Here is a 16371-nt window from a genome sequence, read left to right on the forward strand (position 1 = left end):
GGCGTCCTTCAAGCAGTTTTCGGGATGAGGCGCTCAAACAGCGCCTCTACAGTATTAAAGCGCTCTTCCGGACGCTCCATCGGCACCTGGAACTTGAACATCGTGGCGCCTTCGAATTTGTAGCGTTTTGGCTGGCTCTGAATCAGTTTGATCAGGGTCATCGGGTCGACCGGGGTCTGCGCTTCAAACTCAATGCGTCCACCCTGCGGGCCACCGTCGACCTTCTTGATGCCCAGCTTTTCAGCTTGCAACTTCAGGGCTGTGATGCGCACCAGATTCTTGGTCGGCTCCGGCAGCAGGCCGAAACGATCGATCATCTCGACTTGCAGATCCTTCAAACCTTCCTCGTCGGTGGCCGACGCGATGCGCTTGTACAGGATCAGGCGGGCGTGGACGTCCGGCAGATAGTCTTCCGGAATCAGCGCCGGTACCCGCAGATTGACTTCCGGGCCACCGCCAAGCGGTTGATCGAGATTCGGTTGCTCGCCCTTGCGGATCGATTTAACCGCGCGCTCAAGCATTTCCATGTACAGCGTGAAGCCCACGGCTTGAATCTGGCCACTCTGGCCATCGCCGAGCAGTTCGCCGGCGCCGCGGATTTCCAGGTCGTTGGTGGCCAGTACGAAACCGGCGCCGAGATCCTGAGTATTGGCGATCGCCTCCAGACGCTTTTCTGCGTCTGAGGTGATTTGCTGGCGCGGCGGCGTCAGCAGGTAGGCGTAAGCCTGGTGGTGACTGCGACCGACACGTCCGCGCAACTGATGCAGTTGCGCCAGACCGAACTTGTCGGCGCGCTCGATGATGATGGTGTTGGCGCTCGGCACGTCGATGCCGGTCTCGATGATGGTCGAAGCGATCAGCACGTTGAAACGCTTGTGATAGAAGTCGCTCATCACTTGTTCGAGTTCGCGCTCGCGCATCTGCCCGTGGCCGATGGCGATTCGTGCTTCCGGCACCAGTTCGGCCAGATCGGCGGCGCACTTCTCGATGGTCTTCACATCGTTGTGCAGGTAATAAACCTGTCCGCCACGCAGCAGTTCGCGGAGCAGGGCCTCTTTGACCGTGCTCTTGTTCTGCTCCATGACGAAGGTGCGCACCGACAGGCGTCGCGCCGGCGGCGTGGCAATGATCGACAGGTCGCGCATGCCCGACACCGCCATGTTCAGCGTGCGCGGAATCGGCGTGGCCGTCAGGGTCAGAATGTCGACTTCGCTGCGCAAGGCCTTGAGCTGTTCTTTCTGACGCACACCAAAACGGTGCTCTTCGTCGATGATTACCAGCCCGAGGTTTTTGATTTTCACGTCGTCGGACAGCAATTTGTGCGTGCCGATGACGATGTCGATCTTGCCTTCCGCCAGATCGGCAATCGCCGCGTTCACTTCCTTGGCGGACTTGAAACGGCTCATCACTTCCACGCTTACTGGCCAGTCGGCGAAGCGGTCGCGGAAGCTGTTGTAATGCTGCTGGGCGAGCAGGGTGGTCGGTACCAGGATCGCAACCTGGCGGCCGCCGTGCACGGCGATGAACGCCGCGCGCATGGCCACTTCGGTCTTGCCGAAACCCACGTCGCCGCAGACCAGGCGATCCATCGGTTTCGGCGCGAGCATGTCGGCGCGCACTGCTTCGATGGTGGTTTGCTGGTCGGGCGTTTCTTCGAACGGGAAGCCGGCGCTGAAGGTCGCGTAATCGGCTTTCGGATCGGCGAATGCATAACCTTCGCGAGCGGCGCGACGGGCATAGATGTCGAGCAATTCGGCGGCAACGTCGCGCACCTGCTCTGCCGCTTTGCGTTTGGCTTTCTGCCAGGTTTCCGAGCCGAGGCGATGCAGCGGGGCCAGTGCATCGTCGCTGCCGGTGTAGCGGGCGATCAAGTGCAGGTTGGCCACCGGCACGTAGAGCTTGGCGTTCTCGGCGTATTCGAGGGTGAGGAATTCGGCAGCCTGATCGTCAATTTCCAGAATCGTCAGGCCCAGATAGCGGCCGACACCGTGATCGATGTGCACCACCGGCGCGCCTTCGCGCAGCTCGGTGAGGTTCTTGATCACCGCGTCGTGGTTGCCGTCGGCGCGCTTCTCGCGACGGCGACGCTGCATGACTCGCTGACCGAACAGCGGACTTTCGGCGACCAATGCCAGCGCCGGGTCGTCGAGCATCAGGCCTTCGTCGAGCGGCGCAATGGTGATCGCCAGGCGATCCTTGCTTGCGACGAAATCCGGCCAGCTGTCGACGGTTTTCGGTCGCAGCTTCAGGCGTTCGAGCAACTCCAGCAGGACTTCGCGACGGCCCGCCGATTCTGCCGTGAACAGCACGCGTCCGGGGAATTCATCGAGGAAACCTGCCAGCGCTGCCAGCGGTTGCGTGGCCTTGGCTTCGATCGCCAGATTCGGCAGCGCTTGTGCCGGGAAGCGCTCGCGACCGGCACCGACTTCCACGTCCTGTTGACTGGCAACTACGCGCGGCCAGCTCTTCAGCCTGGCAAAGCAATCTTCCACCGGCAGGAACAATTCGGCAGGTGGCAATAAAGGACGAGCAGGATCGACGCGGCGCTCTTCATAACGATTGCGTACGTCGTTCCAGAAATTCTCCGCCGCTTGCTCGATGCCCGGCAGCGAGAACACTTGGGTGTCCTGGGGCAGGTAATCGAACAGGGTCGAGGTTTCGTCAAAGAACAGTGGCAAGTAGTACTCGATACCGGCCGGTGTGATGCCGCTGCTCAAATCCTGAAAGATCGGGCAGCGACGGAAATCAACGTCAAAGCGCTCGCGGAAGCGCGCCTTGAAGCGGGTGACCGCGTCTTTCTGCAGTGGGAACTCACGGGCCGGCAGCAGCTTGACCGAATCGACCTTGTCGATGGAACGCTGGTTTTCCGGATCGAAGGTGCGCAGGGTTTCGATTTCGTCGTCGAACAGGTCGATGCGATAGGGCAGTTTGCTGCCCATCGGGAACAAATCGATCAACGCGCCGCGCACGGTGAACTCGCCGTGCTCGTAGACGGTGTCTACATAGCGATAGCCGCTGGCTTCGAGCCGCGAGCGCATTTGCTCGACGTCGAGCTTCTGGCCGACATCCAGCACCAGGCTGCTGCCGAGCAGGAACTTGGTCGGCGCCAGACGATGCAGAGCCGTGGTGATCGGCACCACCAACACGCCATGCGCCAGCTCCGGCAACCTGTATAAGGCGGCAATGCGCTGGGAAATGATGTCTTGGTGCGGCGAGAACAGATCGTAGGGCAGGGTTTCCCAGTCGGGGAAATGCAGGACGGGCAAATCCGGGGCGAAGAAACTCAGCTCCTGTTCCAGCCGTTCGGCACTTTGGCTGTCGGCGGTCAGGAGCAGGGTGAAGCGCTTGGCAGCGCTGGCAGCCTCGGCAATCGCCAGGCTCAGGGCGGCACCGGGCAAATTGCCCCAATGCTGTTTACCTGCCTCGGCAGGGAGTTGCGGTAGACGCAGAACAGGCACGGAAGGTTGAGCTCCAGGCGTTGCGACAAAGTCGGTAATTGTAGCGGCGTCCGATGCTGCCTGTCAGTTGCAGACTGTGTCTATCTTCGATGTTTGGGTGAAATGTAGTGGTAACCATAAAAACCAGCACTTTTTTAGCGGTTATGTAGTGCCGAAACCGCGTGGTGTTTCGGAGGGTTACAGACATCGTCTAACAGTCGTCGAAAAATTGACTGTGCTGGAGGCCGCGTATTTACTGGGCTGGAGAAGGGCGTAATTTTTTTGAACGGAAATTTGTTAGCGTTTGCGCGACAAGCGCGCATTGCTACAAGAGGTTCTGAGCGGCATAATGTAGCCCCTTTTTTCTGCCCCTACATGTGGAAGGTTACCGTGACTCAGAAGCCCGACCAGTGTCTTGGTGAATGGATCGACCGTGAAGCACTCGCAGAAGCGATGATCCCGCTTATCGGTCAGCTCTACCGCAATAACAACGTGGTGAGCTCGATCTATGGCCGCAGCCTGATCAACCAGTCTGTCATCGCGATTCTCAAAGCTCACCGCTTTGCGCGCCACCGTTCTTCCGACGACAGCGAACTCTCCGTCCACGAAACATTCCCCCTGCTCAAAACCATGAGCGAGCTCAAGCTCGGCGCGGCTTCAGTAGACCTGGGCAAGTTGGCGTTCAAATTCCGCAACGAAGGCAATGGCCGCAGCGCCGAGCAGTTCGTTCGTGAAGAAATGGCTGATGTGGTTGGCCAGCAAAACGCCTCGGCCCGCAAAGGCACTGACGTTGTGCTGTACGGCTTCGGTCGTATCGGCCGTCTGCTGGCGCGCATCCTGATCGAAAAAACCGGTGGTGGCGACGGTCTGCGTCTGCGTGCCATCGTCGTGCGTAAAGGCGCCGACAACGACCTGACCAAACGCGCCAGCCTGCTGCGTCGCGATTCGGTCCATGGTTCGTTCAACGGCACCATCACCATTGACGAAGAAAACAACACCATCACCGCCAACGGTAACCTGATCCAGGTGATCTACGCGAAGAACCCGACTGAGGTGGATTACACCCAGTACGGCATCAAAGACGCGCTGCTGGTGGACAACACTGGTGTATGGCGTGACGCTGATGGCCTGGGTCAACACCTTGCGTGCCCGGGTATCGACCGCGTTGTTCTGACCGCGCCGGGTAAAGGCAAGCTGAAGAACATCGTTCACGGCATCAACCACGGTGAAATCACCGCTGAAGACAAGATCGTGTCCGCCGCTTCCTGCACCACCAACGCCATCGTGCCGGTGCTGAAAGCTGTGAATGACAAGTTCGGCATCATCAATGGTCACGTCGAAACCGTTCACTCGTACACCAACGACCAGAACCTGATCGACAACTTCCACAAGGGCGATCGCCGTGGCCGTAGCGCCGCGCTGAACATGGTTATCACCGAGACCGGTGCTGCCACCGCTGCTGCCAAGGCCCTGCCTGAACTGGCCGGCAAGCTGACCGGTAACGCGATCCGTGTGCCAACGCCGAACGTGTCGATGGCCATTCTCAACCTCAACCTTGAGAAAGCCGCCACCCGTGAAGAGATGAACGAGTACCTGCGCTACATGGCGCTGCACTCCGATCTGCATAAGCAAATCGACTTCGTCAATTCGCAGGAAGTGGTTTCGACCGACTTCGTTGGCTCGCGCCACGCCGGTGTGGTCGACGCTGAAGCGACCATCGTTCAGGACAACCGCGTTGTTCTGTACGTCTGGTACGACAACGAGTTCGGTTATAGCTGCCAGGTGGTTCGCGTGATGGAAGACATGGCCGGTGTAAACCCGCCAGCGTTCCCGCGCTAAGCCTTAGCTGCACATGAAAACGCCCCGACTTGTGTCGGGGCGTTTTTGTTTGGGGAAGATCAAAAGATCGCAGCCTGCGGCAGCTCCTACAGGAGATCGCATTTGATTTCTGTAGGAGCTGCCGCAGGCTGCGATCTTTGCTTTATGCCCTCATCGCTGGCTTGCCAGCGATGGCGTCCTGTCAGGCTCCGCCGACCACAGCCGCTTGCGCAGTACGCAGCTCATGCCTGTTGCCACGAAACAGCACCAGCGTCGCAATCAACCCAAGTGCAGCCGCACCCGTGAGCCAGAGCCCCGGCGCAGCTTTGTTACCCAGCACATGAATCAAATAAGTACACGCAGCTGGCGTAAAACCACCGAACGTTGCCGTCGCCAGGCTGTAGGCCAGCGAGAATCCTGTCGTACGCACTTCCACCGGCATGATCTCCGTGAGCGCCACCACCATCGCACCGTTATAAGAGCCATACAGGAACGACAACCACAGTTCGACGATGAGCAGATGGCTGAAACTCGGATTGGCCACCAGCCACGACAGCGCCGGATAAGCCGTCAGAATCGCCAGAATTGTCGCCGCGAGCAGTAGGGGTTTACGTCCGATCTTGTCGGACACCGCACCCATTACCGGCAACCAGAAGAAGTTCGACAGGCCGATACAGACCGTCACCAGCAAGGCGTCCAGATCCGACAGATGCAGTTCGGATTTGCCGAAAGTCGGGGTGTAGGCGGTGATCAGGTAGAACGACACGGTGGTCATCACAACCAGCGCCATGCCGGCGATGACAATGCCAAAGTTCTGACCGATCGAACGGACGATTTCGCGCAGGGTAGGGCGATGTTTACGCGCCTGGAATTCCGGGGTTTCCTCCAGCGAACGACGGATGACGAAGATCACCGGTACGATCATGCAGCCGATCAGAAACGGCACGCGCCAGCCCCATTCTCCCATCTCCTCCGGGCTCAGCCAGTGATTGAGACCGACACCGAGCAGGCCGGCGAATACCACGGCAGCCTGCTGGCTGGCAGATTGCCAACTGACGAAAAAGCCCTTGCGGCCGGGGGTGGAGATTTCGGCCAGGTAGACCGACACGCCGCCCAATTCGACGCCAGCGGAGAAACCCTGCAACAGGCGACCAAACAGCACCAGCAACGGTGCTGCCACGCCAAGCGTTGCATAGCCGGGGACGCAGGCGATCAGCACGGTGCCGGCGGCCATCATTGCCAAGGTAATGATCAGGCCTTTGCGCCGGCCATGACGGTCGATGTAAGCGCCGAGGAAAATCGCCCCCAATGGACGCATCAGGAAGCCGGCGCCGAACGTGGCCAGCGACAGCATCAGGGATGCGAAGGCGCTGTCGGCCGGGAAGAAGGTTTTGGCGATGGCCGTGGCGTAGAAGCCGTAGACCATGAAGTCGAACATTTCGAGGAAATTGCCGCTGACAACGCGAAAAATCGCTTTGCCGTTGCCCGTGGTCGAGGACATTTGCAGATACTCACTATTGAATTTGTATGAAGGCGTTGCATCCGTTTCGGAGCGATCGCGCTCTGTAGCCCATAATGGCCGCCGTGGTTTTGCAGGGAGATGAAGATTTGTTAACTGGACGGTGCAGAGGGCTTGTGGTGCTGGTCGCTGTTTTGTCCGGCTGCGGCAACGGCGACAGCCTTGAAAACTTTGGCGGCGCGACCATGGGCAGCACGTATTCGATCAAGTACGTGCGCCATGCAGGTCAGGCGGATGCCACGCGATTGCGCAGCGAAGTGGAGGGCATCCTCGGTGAAATCGAGCGGCAAATGTCCACGTATCGCAGTGACTCGGACATCGAACGCTTCAACGCATTGCCCGCCAATACGTGTCAGAGAATGCCCGCGCCTATCCTCGAATTGGTCCGCGTGGGCGAACAGCTGTCAGAGCAAAGCGAAGGTTCCTACGACCTGACCGTGGAGCCGCTGCTGAATCTTTGGGGTTTCGGCCCGCAAGGTCGCGAAGAAAAGGTCCCGGGCGCCGCTGCGTTGGCTGAGGTGTTGCGCAGGGTCGGTCACCAGCATCTGCGCATCGATGGCGAGCAGTTGTGCAAGGACGCCGCCGTCGAAGTCGACTTCAACAGCATCGCCGCCGGTTATGCCGTCGACACGATTGCCACCCGGCTCGAGGCCATGGGCATCGACGATTACCTCGTTGAAGCCACAGGCGAACTGAAGGCCAAGGGCAAAAAACTCGACGGTTCGCCATGGCGCATCGCGTTGGAAGCGCCTCGCGATGATCAGCAGGTCGCCGAGCGCATCATTAATGTCGACGGCTACGGCGTTTCCACTTCGGGTGACTACCGCAACTATTTCCTGCAGGACGGTCGGCGTTATTCCCACACCTTCGATGCACGCAGTGGCGCGCCCGTCCTACACGACCTGGCGTCGGTCACGGTCATTCATCCTTCAGCGTTGATGGCCGATGGACTATCGACGCTGTTGCTGATTCTCGGGCCTGAAAGGGCGTGGGCCTATGCCGAAAAACATGACATTGGTGCATTCTTTGTCATTCGTGCCGATACAGGTTTTGTCATCCGCACCAGCAAGGCTTTCGATCGACTCGCTGGCGCAAAAAATTGACTGAGAGCAATACGAAAGCTGGCGTTGTAGTGCAGGCAAAAGTAGCCTACGACGCGACCAAGGGTTAATGTGCGCGGCGTTGACGCTTCTATAGACTGTGTCCGGGTTCTTTACTGACCCCCAATTGTTCCTTCACGCCGCCGTTCGGCGTGATTTAGCCGCCGGTGCTGCTGGCACTGCGGCCTGTTCTGAGGAGTATGCATGGCTGTCTACAACTACGACGTGGTGGTGCTGGGTTCCGGCCCGGCGGGAGAAGGCGCGGCAATGAACGCCGCCAAAGCAGGGCGCAAGGTCGCGATGGTCGACAGCCGTCGCCAGGTCGGCGGCAACTGCACCCACCTCGGCACCATCCCGTCCAAGGCACTGCGTCACTCGGTGCGGCAGATCATGCAGTTCAACACCAACCCTATGTTCCGGGCCATCGGCGAGCCGCGCTGGTTCTCCTTCCCGGACGTGTTGAAAAGCGCCGAGAAAGTCATTTCCAAACAAGTAGCCTCGCGTACTGGCTACTACGCCCGTAACCGTGTCGACGTGTTCTTCGGCACCGGCAGCTTCGCCGACGAGCAAACCATCGAAGTGGTCTGCGCCAATGGCGTGGTCGAGAAACTGGTGGCCAAGCACATCATCATCGCTACCGGTTCGCGCCCGTATCGCCCGGCGGACATCGATTTCCACCACCCGCGTATCTACGATAGCGACACCATCCTCAGCCTCGGCCACACCCCGCGCAAACTGATCGTTTACGGCGCCGGCGTGATCGGTTGCGAATACGCGTCGATCTTCAGTGGTCTGGGCGTGCTGGTTGAACTGGTGGATAACCGCGGTCAGTTGCTGAGCTTCCTCGACTCGGAAATCTCCCAGGCGTTGAGCTACCACTTCAGCAACAACAACATCACCGTGCGCCACAACGAAGATTACGATCGCGTTGAAGGCGTCGACAACGGCGTGATCCTGCATCTGAAGTCCGGCAAGAAGATCAAGGCCGATGCCTTGCTCTGGTGCAACGGTCGTACCGGCAACACTGATCAGTTGGGTCTGGAAAACATCGGCGTCAAGGTCAACAGCCGTGGCCAGATCGAAGTCGATGAGGCTTACCGCACCTGCGTGCCGAACATCTATGGCGCGGGCGACGTGATCGGCTGGCCGAGCCTGGCCAGTGCTGCTCACGACCAGGGCCGTTCGGCCGCTGGCAGCATTGTTGATAACAATAGCTGGCGCTTCGTCAACGACGTGCCGACCGGCATCTACACCATTCCGGAGATCAGCTCGATCGGCAAGAACGAGCAGGAGCTGACTCAGGCCAAAGTGCCATACGAAGTCGGCAAGGCATTCTTCAAGAGCATGGCGCGAGCGCAGATTGCCGGCGAACCGCAAGGCATGCTGAAGATCCTGTTCCACCGTGAAACCCTGGAAGTGCTGGGCGTTCACTGCTTCGGTTATCAGGCGTCGGAGATCGTTCACATCGGTCAGGCGATCATGAGCCAGCCGGGCGAGCTGAACACGCTGAAGTACTTCGTCAACACTACGTTCAACTACCCGACCATGGCTGAAGCCTATCGGGTAGCGGCGTACGACGGCCTCAACCGGCTTTTTTGACGGGCTCCGGCCGGTGGCCTGAGCCGGCCGGGGAGACCGATTTCAGCAATTCTCGAGGGTGGCAGTGGCCAAACCGGGAAAGTCTGTAATCAGGCTGTCAACGCCGAAGTCGGCGAGTCTGCGCATCAGCGCAGGCTCGTTGACGGTCCACACCGACACATGCAGGCCCTGACGCTGGGCTTTTTGCAGGCGCTCAGGCGTACACAGCGTCCAGTTCAACGCCAGAATCTCGCAGCCGTAGCTTTGCGCGACCTTCAACGGGTCGAGCCAGGCATACTCGGCGACCAGACCGCGCGACACGTCCGGCACCAGATCCAGCGCCGCCTTCAACACTTCCCGCGAGCTCGAGGTGATGGTCACCTTGTCGAGCAAGCCGTGGCGTTGCGCCATTTCCCGAATTGCCAACACGGTGGTGGCAGCGCGAGTGCGTGAAGCGCTTTTGACTTCAAGCTGCCAGTGCTCGAAATCGCACTTCTCGAACAACTCTTCCAGCGTCGGAATCGGGCACGGCTTGATCCAGCCCGGGCCACCCTTGCGCGCGTCAAACGTCACCAGATCGGCGGCAGTCTGCTCGACGACCTTGCCGCGACGGTCGGTGGTGCGCTTGAGGGTCGGGTCGTGGATGACCATCAGCTCGCCGTCCTTTGACAGGTGCAGATCCAGTTCGCAGCGGCGCACGCCGTGCTTGAGACATTCCTGAAAACTGGTCAGGGTGTTTTCCGGTGCTTCGCCCTTGGCGCCGCGGTGGCCGTAGATGAGGGTCACGGTTCTTCCTTAATTTAAATGCCTGATTCGTTTTGTTCGCGGGCCAGACGACGTTCCTGGGCCTGCTTCTGCAATATGTAGCGGGCAAGCAACTGGCGCTGGGCATCGGTCAAGTGTTCGAACTCGGTGCCGACGTCATAACCCTCACCCTTGCGGTCGCAATGGGTGACGCGGGCACGCAGCAACAGGCCGAGCGCCTGGGGCATCAGCACCAGCTTGATCGACAGGTGTGCCCCCGTGGCGATGGGCGTCGGGTGCTGGAAGTCGATGCCGCCCTCGGAAATGATCACCGGTTGCGGCTCGCCGATCTGGCCGAGCACGGTGAGGGCGACCACCTGGCTGAGCAAGTCGATGCGCTTGTTCTGGGATTTCAGGAACGCGGCGATGGCCCGATCGCGTTCGCTGATCTGGCGCAACAGGTGCTGCGACTCGAATTCGCTCAGGTGCAGTTCGCTGAGCAGGTTGAATAGAGGGGAAGCATCCTGCAACACTTCCTGGCCTGCGGCTTCGGGAGCGGACAGGGGCCGAATTTCCAGTGCGATCGTGTCCTCGATACGGTAGTATTCGCGGCGATCTTCTTCATCTAATGTCGACATGGCGAACCCATGGTAGCGGCGGTGGTCTGAGTGTAAAGCTGGTTATCGACCCCCGCCACAAGGACGTTCCTTTTCCCTCCGAACAAGCCCCGACATGTTCAGACCTCTCTTCGTATTTATCGGCACGCGTTATACCCGTGCAAAGCGTCGCAATCATTTTGTGTCATTCATTTCCCTGACTTCGATGATCGGGCTCGCCCTTGGCGTAGTCGTGATGATCGTGGTGCTCTCGGTGATGAATGGCTTCGATCATGAGATGCGCACCCGCGTGCTGGGCATGGTGCCCCACGCGACCATTGAATCCACTGATCCGATCAACGATTGGCAAAGCCTGGCCACCAAGGTCAAGCAGAACCCGCAGGTGGCCGCCGTCGCGCCGTTCACCCAGATGCAGGGCCTGCTGACCAATAACGGTCAGGTCTCCAAGGTGTTGCTCAACGCCATTGACCCTGCGCTTGAACGCAATGTGTCGATCATCGACAACTTCATGAAGCAGGGCAAACTCGACGACCTGACGCCGGGCAGCTTCGGCATCGTCATCGGCGACAAGGCCGCGACCAAGCTCGGCGTGGGTCTGGGTGACAAGGTCACCTTCGTCGCCCCGGAGGTCAGCGTGACCCCGGCCGGTATGTTTCCGCGCATGAAGCGCTTCACCGTGGTCGGCATTTTCCATGTCGGCGCCGGCGAGCTCGACGGTTATCTGGGCGTCACCAATCTGCAGGATCTGGCGAAAATGCATCGCTGGAAGCCTGATCAGGTGCAGGGCCTGCGTCTGAAGTTCGACGACTTGTTTCAGGCACCGCGTGAGGCATGGAACATCGCCCAGCAACTTGGCGAAGACCGTTTCTACGCCCGTGACTGGACCCGCACACACGGCAATCTGTATCAGGCGATCCGCATGGAAAAAGCCATGATCGGTCTGCTGTTGCTGCTGATCGTTGCGGTGGCCGCGTTCAACATCATTTCCACGCTGGTGATGGTGGTGAACGACAAGAAGGGCGACATCGCCATTCTGCGCACCCTCGGCGCCACGCCGGGGACGATCATGCGCACATTCATGGTGCAAGGCACGGTCATTGGCGTGGTCGGCACAGCGATCGGCGCGGTGCTCGGGATTCTCGCCGCGCTCAACGTCAGCGCTGCGATCTCGGCCCTCGAAGGGCTGCTCGGGCACAAGTTCCTTAATGCTGACGTGTATTTCATTGATTATCTTCCGTCGCAGGTGCAGAGCCAGGACGTGGTCATGGTCTGCGCCGCTGCATTGGTTTTGAGTTTCCTCGCCACCCTGTATCCCGCCTGGCGTGCCGCGCGCACCCAGCCGGCGGAGGCGCTACGTTATGAGTGAGTCGGGCATGAGTGAAAAAGCAATCTTGAGCTGCCGCAACCTGGGCAAATCCTACGAGGAAGGCCCGGAATCGGTAGAAGTGCTGGCCGGTCTGCAACTGGAGTTGAACCCGGGCGAGCGTGTGGCGATTGTCGGCACCTCGGGCTCGGGCAAAAGTACTTTGCTCAACCTGCTGGGCGGCCTCGACACGCCAACAAAGGGCAGTGTCTGGCTCGATGGCGAAGAATTGTCGGCGCTGAGCGAGAAGAAACGCGGTCTGCTGCGTAACCGTTCGCTGGGCTTCGTCTACCAGTTCCACCACTTGCTGCCGGAATTCACCGCACTGGAAAACGTCTGCATGCCGCTGCTCATCGGCAAGACGTCGATCCCTGAGGCGCGTCAGCGTGCCACTGCGTTGCTGGAGCGAGTGGGGCTGGGCCATCGCCTGGAACACAAACCCTCCGAGCTGTCCGGCGGTGAACGCCAGCGTGTGGCAATTGCCCGGGCACTGGTGAACAAGCCGGGGCTGGTAATGCTCGATGAGCCGACCGGCAACCTCGACTCCCACACCGCCCAGGGCATTCAGGATTTGATGCTGGAACTCAGCACCTCGATGCGCACGGCGTTCCTGGTGGTGACTCACGACATGAACCTGGCTCGCCAGATGGATCGCGTTCTGCATTTGCAAAATGGCTGCCTGACGCCCATCTGATTGGCTGAAACCCGACGTCTGAAAAGGCGTCGGGTCTTTTATTTTTATACGGTGCCCCAGCGAATGTTCAGACCGTTATCGATCTTTATCGGCACGCGCTATACCCGCGCCAAGCGCCGCAATCGCTTCGTTTCGTTCATTTCGATGACCTCGATGATCGGCCTCGCCCTTGGCGTGCTGGCGATGATCGTGGTGTTGTCGGTAATGAATGGCTTCCAGCGTGAAATGAGCTCGCGCATCCTCGGCATGGTGCCGCACGCGACCATCGTTGGCGTGAAGCCGATTGACGACTGGCAGCCGGTAGCCGCCGCGGCCATGAAAAATCCCGAAGTGACCGCCGCCGTGCCGTTCACCGAGATGGAAGGCATGCTCTCCTACAAGGGGTTGATGCAGCCTATCCAGATCAGCGGCGTCGATCCGGCCCAGGAAGGCAAAGTGTCGATCGTCGCCCAGCACATCGTGCAGGGCCGTCTCGACGCACTCAAACCTGGCGAGTTCGGCGTGGTCATTGGTGAAATCACCGCTCGCCGTTTCCGCCTGAATGTCGGCGACAAAATCACCCTGATCGTGCCGGAAGTCAGCACCGCGCCGGGCGGCATTACCCCGCGCATGCAGCGACTCAACGTGGTCGGCGTGTTCAAGGTAGGTGCCGAGCTGGACGGCTCGATGGGCCTGATCCACGTCGCCGATGCCGCGACCATGCAGCACTGGGAGCCGAATCAGGTGCAGAGCGTGCGTCTGGCAGTCAAAGACTTGTACGCCGCGCCGAAAGTGTCTTCCGACATCGCCGCCAGTCTTGGCGCCGAGTTCAAGGCGGACGACTGGACCCACACTCAGGGCAGTCTGTTCAGTGCGATGAAGATGGAAAAAACCATGATCGGCCTGTTGCTGCTGATGATCGTCGCGGTGGCGGCGTTCAACATCATCGCCACATTGATCATGGTGGTGAACGACAAGGGCGCGGACATTGCGATCCTGCGCACCATCGGCGCCACGCCCCGGCAGATCATGGCGATCTTCATGGTGCAGGGCACGGTGATCGGCATTGTCGGCACGCTGATTGGTGGTGTGCTGGGCGTGATCGCGGCGCTGAATGTCAGTGAGCTGGTGGGCTGGTTCGAGCGAGTGAGCGGGCAGCACATCTTCAGCTCCGATGTGTATTTCGTCAGCAATCTGCCGTCTGAATTGCAGGGCGGCGATGTGCTGCTGATCTGCTCCGCCGGGTTTGTCTTGAGCTTTTTGGCGACCCTGTATCCGGCGTGGCGGGCGGCGAAGATCGAGCCGGCGCATGCGCTTAGATATTCGTAAGCACTGACGCGAAATACTGTAGGAGCTGCGGCACGCTGCGATCTTTTGATCTTGATCTTTAGGATCAAAAGATCGCAGCGTGCCGCAGCTCCTACAGTTTCAATCTTCTTTACGCAACTCAATCACAAACCGCGTCCAACCCCGATCCGATTCGCAATGAATCGTCCCACCATGGGCCCGAACGATCGATTGAGTAATCGCCAATCCCAAGCCCGCATGTTCGCTGCTACCTTCCTGCCGCGCCGGATCGGCCCGATAGAAACGATCAAACAATCGCGGCAACAGTTCCGCTGAAATCCCTTCGCCGGTGTTCTCGACCGATACACGCACAGCATTCGGCAGGTCCTGGATCACCAAGCGAACCTCTCCCGAGGCTGGTGTAAATCGCAGCGCGTTATCCAGCAGATTCGACAGCGCTCGGCGCAACATACTGCGGTCACCTTCGATTTGCGCAGTGCCTTCACGGCTCAGCGTCACTGCGCAGTCCTCGGCCAGTGGCGCAAAAAACTCCAGCAGCGCATCCGCCTCATCCGCCAACGCCAGTGGTTCACGCTTGGGTATCAGCAAACCGTGATCAGCCTTGGCCAGATACAACATGTCATTGACCAGTTGCGCCATCCATTGCAGTTCTTCGAGGTTGCTGTGCAGCGCTTCGCGGTAATCCTCGATCGGTCGCGGGCGGGTGAGGGTGACCTGGGTGTGGGTCAGCAGGTTCGACAGTGGCGTGCGCAGTTCATGGGCGATGTCGGCCGAAAACGCCGAGAGCCGCTGAAACGAGTCGTCGAGGCGTGCGAGCATGGCGTTGAAGCTGTGGGCCATTTCCGCGAGCTCTGGAGGCATTTGCGCTTCCGACAGTCGGGCATTGAGCGATTGCGCCGAAATCCCACGCGCCACCGCACTCATGCGCCGCAATGGACGCAAGCCGCTGCGCGCTGCCCAGGCACCGAGTAACGCAGTAGCCAGCGCCGAAAGCCCGACGGTCAGCCAGATCAGATGTTGCATGCGTTGCAGAAAGTGCTGGTGATGGGTGATGTCCAACAACAGCGTCAATTGTGGCGAATCGGGTTTATCCGGGTAGAGCGGGGCATTGAGCACTCGGTACTCGGTGTCGTTATTGCTCACGGTCGACAGGCCGGATTGTTGCGGCAAGACATCTGGCACCTTGATCGAGCTGTCGTACCAGCGTTTTCCGTCACCGCCGGTGATGCGCAACGACAGATCGGCCTGACGGCTGAGTTCATCCGCGAGTCGCGCCTCACTTTCACCGGCCTGAACATCCTGCAAGGCGCGGCGCAGACCGATCAGTTTGCCGTCGAGCAATTGCTGGTCGAGCTCAATGAAATGCGCCTCACTGGCGCGGTTGAACAGCACCCCGGCAAACAGTGAGACCACAGCGGTGCAGGCAGCAAACAACAATGCCAGGCGTGAACTCAACGACAACCGGCGCATCAGGCTGGGCGCTCTTCAAGCACATAACCCATGCCGCGCACGGTGTGGATCAGTTTGTTGGGGAATTCGTCGTCGACCTTAAGGCGCAGGCGCCGGATCGCCACTTCGATGACGTTGGTGTCGCTGTCGAAATTCATGTCCCAGACCTGCGAGGCGATCAGCGATTTGGGCAGCACTTCCCCCTGGCGGCGCAGAAGCATTTCCAGCAGGGCGAATTCCTTGGCGGTCAGGTCGATGCGCTGGCCTTGGCGTTCGACTCGGCGGCGGATCAGGTCCAGGCGCAGATCGGCCAATTGCAGGCTGGTTTCCTGCGGTGTGGCACTGCCCCGACGCAACAGGCTACGCACCCGGGCCAGAAGTTCGGAGAAGGCGAACGGTTTGACCAGGTAGTCGTCGGCACCAAGTTCGAGGCCGTGGACTCTGTCCTCCACCGCATCTTTGGCCGTCAGAAAAAGTACCGGCGTATCCAGGCCAGCACTGCGCACTGCTTGCAGGATCTGCCAGCCATTGCGCCCGGGCAGCATCACGTCGAGGATCAGCAATGCGTAATCACCGCTCAAGGCCAGTTGCTGACCGCTGTCGCCGTCGGCCACCAGTTCGGTGTTGAAGCCGGCCTCGGTCAGGCCCTGACGCAGGTATTGGCCGGTTTTCGCTTGGTCTTCGACGATCAACAGTTTCATGGGCGACTCGGGCTGATTCAATGTGATTCGGTGTGTAGCAACGAAAGCTTTATACCGTGACAGC

General features: G+C 59.7%; 12 protein-coding genes. 6 read left to right on the forward strand and 6 right to left on the reverse strand.

Annotated features, from left to right (window positions below; genetic code table 11):
- Window positions 1-8: 8 nt before the first annotated feature.
- The gene (mfd, locus tag ICA16_RS00150) at window positions 9-3458 is read right to left on the reverse strand and encodes a transcription-repair coupling factor (RefSeq protein WP_150604501.1); all 3450 of its coding nucleotides are present in this window, start codon (window positions 3456-3458) and stop codon (window positions 9-11) included.
- 354 nt (window positions 3459-3812) lie between these two features.
- Here mfd and ICA16_RS00155 point away from each other — a divergent pair, with 354 nt between their 5' ends.
- A complete protein-coding gene (locus ICA16_RS00155; protein ID WP_210699609.1) occupies window positions 3813-5276 on the forward strand; it encodes a glyceraldehyde-3-phosphate dehydrogenase in 1464 nt (487 codons plus the stop codon).
- Window positions 5277-5457: 181 nt separating this feature from the next.
- Here ICA16_RS00155 and tcuC read toward each other — a convergent pair whose 3' ends face one another.
- Window positions 5458-6756, reverse strand: coding sequence for an MFS transporter (gene tcuC / locus ICA16_RS00160; protein ID WP_210699610.1), 1299 nt, complete (start codon window positions 6754-6756; stop codon window positions 5458-5460).
- Window positions 6757-6830: 74 nt separating this feature from the next.
- Here tcuC and ICA16_RS00165 point away from each other — a divergent pair, with 74 nt between their 5' ends.
- Complete coding sequence (locus ICA16_RS00165) at window positions 6831-7877, forward strand: FAD:protein FMN transferase (protein WP_210699611.1); 1047 nt, start codon at window positions 6831-6833, stop codon at window positions 7875-7877.
- A 201-nt stretch (window positions 7878-8078) separates the two neighbouring features.
- A complete protein-coding gene (gene sthA, locus ICA16_RS00170; RefSeq protein WP_007907752.1) occupies window positions 8079-9473 on the forward strand; it encodes a Si-specific NAD(P)(+) transhydrogenase in 1395 nt (464 codons plus the stop codon).
- Window positions 9474-9515: 42 nt separating this feature from the next.
- Here sthA and ICA16_RS00175 read toward each other — a convergent pair whose 3' ends face one another.
- Both ICA16_RS00175 and ICA16_RS00180 read right to left on the reverse strand, forming a co-directional pair.
- Window positions 9516-10238, reverse strand: coding sequence for a glycerophosphodiester phosphodiesterase (locus ICA16_RS00175; RefSeq protein WP_042560155.1), 723 nt, complete (start codon window positions 10236-10238; stop codon window positions 9516-9518).
- 14 nt (window positions 10239-10252) lie between these two features.
- A complete protein-coding gene (locus ICA16_RS00180; protein WP_150604497.1) occupies window positions 10253-10834 on the reverse strand; it encodes a PilZ domain-containing protein in 582 nt (193 codons plus the stop codon).
- 94 nt (window positions 10835-10928) lie between these two features.
- On the opposite strand from ICA16_RS00180, the gene ICA16_RS00185 reads away from it, so the two are divergent.
- The 3 genes from ICA16_RS00185 to ICA16_RS00195 all read left to right on the forward strand — a co-directional run bounded on the left by ICA16_RS00185 (window position 10929) and on the right by ICA16_RS00195 (window position 14178).
- Window positions 10929-12179 (forward strand): lipoprotein-releasing ABC transporter permease subunit, encoded by a 1251-nt coding sequence (locus tag ICA16_RS00185; protein ID WP_150604496.1) that lies wholly within the window; start codon window positions 10929-10931, stop codon window positions 12177-12179.
- Between the two features lie 7 nt (window positions 12180-12186).
- Window positions 12187-12870 (forward strand): lipoprotein-releasing ABC transporter ATP-binding protein LolD, encoded by a 684-nt coding sequence (gene lolD / locus ICA16_RS00190; RefSeq protein WP_191626485.1) that lies wholly within the window; start codon window positions 12187-12189, stop codon window positions 12868-12870.
- Window positions 12871-12933: 63 nt separating this feature from the next.
- Window positions 12934-14178 carry a lipoprotein-releasing ABC transporter permease subunit gene (locus ICA16_RS00195; protein ID WP_210553170.1) on the forward strand — a complete coding sequence of 415 codons (1245 nt, stop codon included), beginning with the start codon at window positions 12934-12936 and terminating at the stop codon, window positions 14176-14178.
- Between the two features lie 99 nt (window positions 14179-14277).
- Here the strand turns inward: ICA16_RS00195 and ICA16_RS00200 are convergent, their stop codons facing one another.
- The gene (locus ICA16_RS00200; RefSeq protein ID WP_210553169.1) at window positions 14278-15627 is read right to left on the reverse strand and encodes a heavy metal sensor histidine kinase; all 1350 of its coding nucleotides are present in this window, start codon (window positions 15625-15627) and stop codon (window positions 14278-14280) included.
- Window positions 15627-16307 carry a heavy metal response regulator transcription factor gene (locus tag ICA16_RS00205; protein ID WP_150598069.1) on the reverse strand — a complete coding sequence of 227 codons (681 nt, stop codon included), beginning with the start codon at window positions 16305-16307 and terminating at the stop codon, window positions 15627-15629. Before ICA16_RS00205 ends, ICA16_RS00200 begins: the two co-directional genes overlap by 1 nt.
- Window positions 16308-16371 lie beyond the last annotated feature (64 nt).

This window comes from Pseudomonas anatoliensis (genome assembly GCF_017976235.1).
Taxonomy (GTDB): domain Bacteria; phylum Pseudomonadota; class Gammaproteobacteria; order Pseudomonadales; family Pseudomonadaceae; genus Aquipseudomonas; species Aquipseudomonas anatoliensis.

Coding starts and splice junctions, on each gene's coding strand:
- ICA16_RS00155 (WP_210699609.1), top strand. CDS start 3,813: ATGTGGAAGGTTACCGTGACTCAGAAGCCCGACCAGTGTCTTGGTGAA.
- lolD (WP_191626485.1), top strand. CDS start 12,187: ATGAGTGAAAAAGCAATCTTGAGCTGCCGCAACCTGGGCAAATCCTAC.
- ICA16_RS00185 (WP_150604496.1), top strand. CDS start 10,929: ATGTTCAGACCTCTCTTCGTATTTATCGGCACGCGTTATACCCGTGCA.
- ICA16_RS00205 (WP_150598069.1), bottom strand. CDS start 16,307: ATGAAACTGTTGATCGTCGAAGACCAAGCGAAAACCGGCCAATACCTG.
- tcuC (WP_210699610.1), bottom strand. CDS start 6,756: ATGTCCTCGACCACGGGCAACGGCAAAGCGATTTTTCGCGTTGTCAGC.
- ICA16_RS00165 (WP_210699611.1), top strand. CDS start 6,831: ATGGCCGCCGTGGTTTTGCAGGGAGATGAAGATTTGTTAACTGGACGG.
- sthA (WP_007907752.1), top strand. CDS start 8,079: ATGGCTGTCTACAACTACGACGTGGTGGTGCTGGGTTCCGGCCCGGCG.
- ICA16_RS00200 (WP_210553169.1), bottom strand. CDS start 15,627: ATGCGCCGGTTGTCGTTGAGTTCACGCCTGGCATTGTTGTTTGCTGCC.
- ICA16_RS00195 (WP_210553170.1), top strand. CDS start 12,934: ATGTTCAGACCGTTATCGATCTTTATCGGCACGCGCTATACCCGCGCC.
- ICA16_RS00180 (WP_150604497.1), bottom strand. CDS start 10,834: ATGTCGACATTAGATGAAGAAGATCGCCGCGAATACTACCGTATCGAG.